Source organism: Runella sp. (assembly GCF_027484545.1).
In the GTDB taxonomy this organism is placed as follows: Bacteria; Bacteroidota; Bacteroidia; order Cytophagales; family Spirosomataceae; genus Runella.
In genome coordinates, this window is the sequence record NZ_JAIXST010000107.1 from 1 (window position 1) to 6,055 (window position 6,055).

The 6,055-nt window shown below is 42.8% G+C and carries 5 protein-coding genes; 2 read left to right on the top strand and 3 right to left on the bottom strand.

The genetic code is table 11. The features are described from left to right. Positions 1 to 984: 984 nt before the first annotated feature. The 3 genes from Q0081_RS09590 to Q0081_RS09600 form a co-directional block, all read right to left on the bottom strand. Positions 985 to 1,374, bottom strand: coding sequence for a hypothetical protein (locus tag Q0081_RS09590; protein WP_298351998.1), 390 nt, complete (start codon positions 1,372 to 1,374; stop codon positions 985 to 987). Continuing rightward, positions 1,352 to 1,855, bottom strand: a complete 504-nt coding sequence (locus tag Q0081_RS09595) for a hypothetical protein (protein WP_298352001.1) — start codon at positions 1,853 to 1,855, stop codon at positions 1,352 to 1,354. The genes Q0081_RS09590 and Q0081_RS09595 overlap by 23 nt, the downstream gene beginning before the upstream one ends. Positions 1,856 to 2,175: 320 nt before the next feature. Then, the gene (locus tag Q0081_RS09600; RefSeq protein WP_298352003.1) at positions 2,176 to 2,505 is read right to left on the bottom strand and encodes a single-stranded DNA-binding protein; all 330 of its coding nucleotides are present in this window, start codon (positions 2,503 to 2,505) and stop codon (positions 2,176 to 2,178) included. A gap of 268 nt (positions 2,506 to 2,773) precedes the next feature. On the opposite strand from Q0081_RS09600, the gene Q0081_RS09605 reads away from it, so the two are divergent. Next, positions 2,774 to 5,362, top strand: coding sequence for a M14 family zinc carboxypeptidase (locus Q0081_RS09605; protein WP_298352007.1), 2,589 nt, complete (start codon positions 2,774 to 2,776; stop codon positions 5,360 to 5,362). A gap of 182 nt (positions 5,363 to 5,544) precedes the next feature. After that, the gene (locus tag Q0081_RS09610; protein WP_298352010.1) at positions 5,545 to 5,952 is read left to right on the top strand and encodes a hypothetical protein; all 408 of its coding nucleotides are present in this window, start codon (positions 5,545 to 5,547) and stop codon (positions 5,950 to 5,952) included. Positions 5,953 to 6,055 lie beyond the last annotated feature (103 nt).

Sequence of the window (6,055 nt, forward strand, 5' to 3'; positions counted from 1 at the left end):
AAAATGACTGAGAATGCCATAAAATGCAATGACATCCAATTTTTGACTGAAAATTCAAACCTCACTAAAAGGGCTTTAAACCCATCAATCCAAGCGTTTGAATGTTCAATCACAGATCTGTCCCGATATAACTCCTCATCAAATATATGAGTACCACTTTTGTAGGGTTCTGTTTTTGTTACTTCGGTTTGATTTCTTGGGTTTGGTTTAACATTTGCTATTATATTTTCCTCACTACAGGTCTCTCGAAAACTATCAGAATCAAATCCCGGCGGGGCCGCCCGGGCGGTCCGCATTAAGAAATAACCCGTCGAGATTTATTCCTGCTTTTTTTAATAAGTCACATATTTCTCTGAATAATGTCTTTATCTCAAACAAATCATGCGGGGCCGCCCGTGCAGTGTTGTCCTTCTTGTGGTGTTGACATACCTAATATAACTCCGCACGGGCGGCCCCGCTTGATTATCTGATATAAATAAAGAGTTTGTTGTTTTGAAAGCCTTACGACGCCACGGGGCGCCCCGCTTGGTAGCCAACAGCATCTCCACCATTTTTGGCAGGTGTATGAGAACCATCTAATTCAATACTTGACAGGTCTAAATAGCGCAGATGTTCCCCTAATAATTTAATCCATATTTTTTGCCAGCACCCTGATTTTGACCGCACGGGCGGCCCCGCATTTGTTATAATAGTAAAAAACCGAGTTCCAGTTCAAAATCTTATCACTAAAAAATTCTTTTGTCGGTAATTCACGCCATTGACAGCCTGTTTTCAAGCGGTGAAAAATACACCGCGCGGGCGGCCCCGTCAACTATCTCTGTTAATGGTACTGTTGTCTCAAAGACACGCTCTCCAACTGTCAGATGTGGCAAAATCCATTTTTCAATTGTACTTTTACTTAATATTCCCATTAGGTGTTGTGTTTGATTTCGCAACTCAAAATTCACACTTCTTTGGGAATATTTATTCAAAGTTTAAACAGCTTCATTGTTTATCTGTTGTATTATCTGCTCTTACTCGCCAAATTGTATTATTGACGTCATCTGTGACGAGCATGGATCCATCGGCCAAAAAAGCTACGCAAACGGGTCGGCCATACACTTCACTTTTGTCAATATCGGCAATAAAGCCCGTTAAAAAGTCTTCCGGTTTTCCCGACGGTTTTCCATTGTCAAAAGCCCCTCCCCCTTTATATCCTGACAATTCCGAACGATTCCAGGAGCCGTGTTGACCAATAAACGCTCCGTTGTGGTACTTAGCCGGAAACGCTTTTTTTTCGTAGAAAGCCACGTCTAAAGAGGCCGTATGTGCTCCCGAAGAAATATCGGGTATGATAGTTTTTTTGACCAATTCAGGATGTGGGTCGTCTTTCATCCTTGGGTCGGGCATCTGTATTACCCACGTAAAATTTATTGTTCAATATCAACATCCCAAAGGGCTGATTCAATCCTTCCAAAAAAACGTGGCGACTTTCAAATACCCCATCTTTATTGGAATCCCTGAACAGCGTAATTCGATTGGCGCTTTCTCCGACATGCTGGGTTTTTATTTTAAGCGCAATTTGGGTTCCTATCTTTTGAATACCCTTCAAAATGGCACTATTCAGCAACAAAAATATCGCCGTTAACGGCGACGTAAATCCATCCAGAGCCTTTGGCGTTTGCCCTTCTTTCCAACCGATTACCTTACTGAAATTCGTGACTGATTTGGTGCTGAAAGGTGGAAGCAGAGTATCCCTGATACTCATCGTAATCCTGGTTTCTTTGGTCGTTGTACTTGTTATTTGACCTTTGCAGGAAATCGCCAACGTAAAAAGTAGGAATAAAATGATAATGTAGACGCTGACCTTATTCATAGTTTAACCGTTTTTTTGTTAAACCAATTAAAAAACGATGCCTTAGCAAACTAAAAATAAGCGATTTGCAAAGGGGACGCAGTTCTATTCCCTAATTTGTATACGAAAGGCCTTTCAAACCGCATCCCCCCGATAACTCATCTTCTAAATAAGCATTCGTCTCTTTTGTATGGCTACACCATTACCCAAAATGGGGAGGAAATTCCCTACTAAATGGGTAAGAAATCCCGAATCCCCTTTGTTTTCATACCCCTCTCCCCTATTAATTCATGGCTGTTAAATCTGCCGCCCTCCCAAAATCAAAGTTAGTAAGAGCTAATTTACTCTTTGTTATTTTTTACTACTTCCGTTATCTTATACACCTGAATTTCGCTTACGTACATCACCTTGTCTTCATTGATTTTGTACGAACGATGATTGATTTTGCCTTCTACCGAAATCAATTTACCTTTGGCAACCATCCGCTGACACACATCTGCTACTTTACCAAAAGCCACCAAATTGTGCCAGGTAGTACTGACAACTTCTTCATTTTTCCTATTGGTATAGGTTTCCTTCGTTGCCAGCGTGAAAGAGGCCAATTTTCCATTTTCAAACGTACGCATGATTACTTCTTTACCTACGTTACCTACCAATGTTACCTTGTTCATGTCCCTTAAAGTTTTGTGTTTGTGATTTGTTTTGCTGTCAATGGGCTTGTTCCGAATTGACAATGCAAAAGTGCAGGATAGCCGAAAATGGATTCGGTTGCTACTCGTTTCTATTTGGATAAAAGCGATTGTAACCGCTTACAAACGGATAATATCAAATTTTTAACCCTAAAAATGCCTTCTATTCACTGGAAATGAAGAAAATATTTTTTGGGCATAAATTAAAAATCTACATTTACTGAATAGCTCACAACAAACCAACCTAACTATGCGAAGTATTCGGACAGCAGTCTTCCTGCTTTTGATGACCGGTCAATTTGCCTTGGCCCAAACCGGTTATTATTTCCCCAAAGCCTCAAAACTTGACCCCGCCATTCCCACACCTGAAAAATTTTTAGGGTATGCCATTGGAACCCATTACACCCGTCACGATCAAATAGTGGCTTACTTCCGGGAATTGGCCAAAACGAGCAATCGCGTTCATGTTCAAACCATCGGTAAAACGTATGAAGAAAGGGAGCAAATCGTAGTCACCTTTACCGCTCCTGAAAATTACAGTCGTCTGGAAGAAATCAGGAAAGAACACCTCACCTCCATTGACCCTTCTAAGCCCGTATTGGACAGTAAAGCCCCGGTCGTTGTGATGCTGGGCTACAGTGTCCACGGAAACGAAGGCTCTTGCGGAGAAGTAAGTATGTTGGCGGGGTATTATCTGGCCGCCGCTCAGGACGACGAGGCCAACCAATGGTTAAAGGAAGCCGTTATCTTCATTGACCCTTCGCTGAATCCCGACGGAAGAGACCGGGCGGCCAATTGGTTCAATAGTTATAAATCATTTCCGGCCGTAGCCGATCCGTTGGATAAAGAACACATGGAAGCATGGCCCAACGGACGCACAAACCATTATTTTGCTGACCTCAACCGCGACTGGCTCAATCTGGTCCACGTAGAAAGTCGCAACCGCGTGGACTTTTTTCACCAATGGTACCCCAACGTACAGATTGATTTTCACGAAATGGGCCCAAACGCGACCTATTATTTTGAACCTACCCCCAAACGGCACGAAAGTCCGATTATCCCTCAATTTTTGTACGATGAAAATGCCGTTTTTGCCAAATACCACGCCAAAGCCTTGGACGAAATAGGCTCGCTCTATTTTACCAAAGAGAATTTCGATAACCTCTCTCCCATTTACGGTTCTACCTATCCTAAATTTTACGGCAGTTTGGCAGCTACTTTTGAAGAAGCCGGCAGCGGCGGAATTGTCAAAGAAACCACCAACGGTCCGTTGACCTTCTCGTTTACCATCCGCAATCATTTGGCAACAAGTTTTTCTTCCCTGAAAGCTGCTATTGCCGAAAAAAATAACCTATTTAAAATCCAGAAAGACCTTTTCAAATACGGGTTGGAACAGGCAAAAGCCAATCCCGCCAAAGCTTATATTTTCGGGGACAGCCGCGATGAATCGCTCACCCAAAAGTTTTTGGGCCTGCTGTTGCAGCACCGAATTCAAGTGTATGATGTAGCGGCGACTACTTCAGTTGAAGGTAAAAACTTCGAAAAAGGAAAAGCTTATATCGTTCCTGCCGAGCAACCCAATTTTCTGGTCATTCACTCGCTTTTTGAAGAAATTGCGTTGAAAGACAGTCTGTTTTACGACAACACGGGCTGGAGTGTCATTCATGCGTATGGACTGCAATACGCCAAAATCAAGACGAGCGGATTTACCAAAGGCGCTCCCGTTACCGCCACTGTTGCTGCCCAAGGAGGAATAGACGGAGGCAAATCTTCCTATGCGTATCTGCTGAGCTATACCGACTATAACGCCGGTAAGGCATTGTACCAATTGTTGAGTAAAAATATAATGGTCAAAACCGCTTTTAAACCTTTTACGGCTGCCATTGGCAACGAGAAAAAATCGTATGGCTACGGGACTCTGGTAGTACCTGTTGCGGGGCAGTCGCTTTCTGCTGATTCGCTGTATGCCCAATTGCAAAAGGTGGCCCTTACCTGTCAAGTTCGTTTTACGGCTGCCTCTACCGGTTTCAGCGCCGCAGGAGTTGACCTCGGCAGCAACAACATAAAAACAGTTCGCAAGCCGGAAGTGGCGTTGGCGTTTGGACAGGGCATTACCGCAAGTGAAGCAGGTCAGGTTTGGTTTTTGTTAAATCAACAATTGGGAATGCCCGTCGTGAAACTCGATCTTCAATACTTCCGACAGGCGTCGTTGAAAAAATACACCACTATCGTGTTGCCCGCCGGTAATTACAATACCTGGGACAAATCGGTGATTGACAAACTCAAAGCGTGGGTAGCCGACGGAGGCACGTTGATTACGTTTCAAACTGCTACCGCTTGGGCGATTCAAAATGAGTTGGTGAAAGAAAAATTAGTAGAGTCCGATGAAAAAGTGGCTTCAACTAAAAACACCGAACGTCTGGAATTTGTGAGTAAACAGGACGTAGAAGGCTCCAAACGAATTAATGGTGCTATTTTCCAAGCTGATATTGACATTACGCACCCCATTGCATTCGGACTGAATGACCGTAAACTTTTCATCAATAAAAACGGCCCGACACTGTTGCAAAAAAGTACGGATAAATACGCCACTGTGGCTCAATACACTGACAAGCCTTTTATCAACGGCTACGCTTCCAAACAAAACATCAGCAAAGTAAGCAACAGCGCTGCCATTATTTTAAGTACGATCAGCAACGGGCGCGTGGTGCTGTTTGCCGACGACCCGACCTATCGCAGTTATTGGTTGGGCACTACGCGCCTGTTTTTCAACAGCATTCTCTTTGCCAATTTGGTGGAAGGAGGCGGAATAGCCGGTGCCGAGGAAGAAAATAAATAATCTATCTCCCTGAATAGCACAGGACTGCTGATAAATCACAGCCTTGTGCTATTTTTTTGTTAGTATGGATTGGTGTAATTGTAGCCGTCTACAAGCGGGTATTGTTTTTGTATATTGCAGGAGGTTATGGCGGTTACATATATGTTAGCTGCCATTATTGACAACGCTGGACAAAATAATTCATGGGCAGACAAATAAACTTTTTCATACATCCGGACGACGCAGGCGAGTTTGACAAACTTTTAAAATCATTCGGTGACGTTGTGTTCCTACCTTATTATCACTACGACAATAAAGTTGCTACAATCAAGGATACTATTGTTCGTGACGCGCTCAAAGAAGGCTCAAGAGTTTATCTCGTCAGACCACAAGACTTAAAAGTCATCAAGTTGACCCATATTGAAAAATTCGGATATTGGCTCGTTGACGACAACTCCACTCCAGTTTTACACTTTGACAGAAGTGTTTTTAAAGAAAATACAATTCATAGCGGACGCTTATATTTTCAACCACAATTTGTTAAAGACATGAGTTTCGTAAAAAAATCTGACGACTTCGTAAATTGGGCAGACAACAATAGTGAATATTGACAAAATTATTTTATAATAACTCGCGAGACATTATCCTCCTTATGGATTACGATAAAATACGACTCAAACCAGCCAAATTTGTGGCCTTGACCTCTTTACATGA